Origin of the sequence: Candidatus Hakubella thermalkaliphila, from assembly GCF_013281975.1 — a bacterium.
Classification (GTDB): domain Bacteria; phylum Actinomycetota; class Humimicrobiia; order Hakubellales; family Hakubellaceae; genus Hakubella; species Hakubella thermalkaliphila.
The window spans coordinates 1-618 of sequence record NZ_BLRZ01000437.1 but is presented as its reverse complement, the minus strand read 5'-3'; the positions used below and the strand labels follow the sequence as shown (position 1 = coordinate 618).

General features: G+C 43.0%; 1 protein-coding gene. It reads right to left on the bottom strand.

Annotated features, from left to right (window positions below; genetic code table 11):
* Positions 1–421: hypothetical protein (locus HW443_RS12600; RefSeq protein WP_176238377.1), on the bottom strand; the 421-nt coding region annotated here is incomplete at its 3' end.
* Positions 422–618 lie beyond the last annotated feature (197 nt).

Sequence of the window (618 nt, the reverse complement as noted above, 5' to 3'; positions counted from 1 at the left end):
TTTGCGAAATAACAAGCGTTTCACCCAATAGGTTGATGTCCGATTGTCTAAACGCCTCTTTCGCTTTCTGAAACAACCTCTGTTCTTCATGTACTGCACGCAACGTCAACGACAGCCATTCTTTCCCAGCCTCTGCAGTCATGGAACTCACAAAATGAAAAATATTCCTCAGGCTTGAGGAAAACTTCTCTGGGTTATCTAACCTCTTCAGCCAACCTTGCATTATTTCTTTGGCAGGTGAATAGGGATTAGCTGTGAGAAACTGCAATATCACCTCACGAAAGACACTCTGAGCCATATCAACGTCTTTTTCTCTATCAAAGAAAGAATCAAAAAGAGGGCCAAACCAGCGTGAGTAGATTTCTTTATCCTCAAAACCTTGGACCAGATGCATCCGCTTCAAAGCCTTTTGAAGATCCATGTTGTCAGCGTCCGCTCTGAAATCGGAGAGCCATATCACCTTTTGCCATTGTTCAAATTTCTTTTCATCGAAACCTTCCCTACCTCTACTTTTAACGAGGAGGTCAAACGATGTTACTTCTCTCTCCTCCTTCCGTTCATCCGGCCGATGCTGATCATAAATCTCATTTTCTATTGTTAACAGCTTCCCAGGGTCTA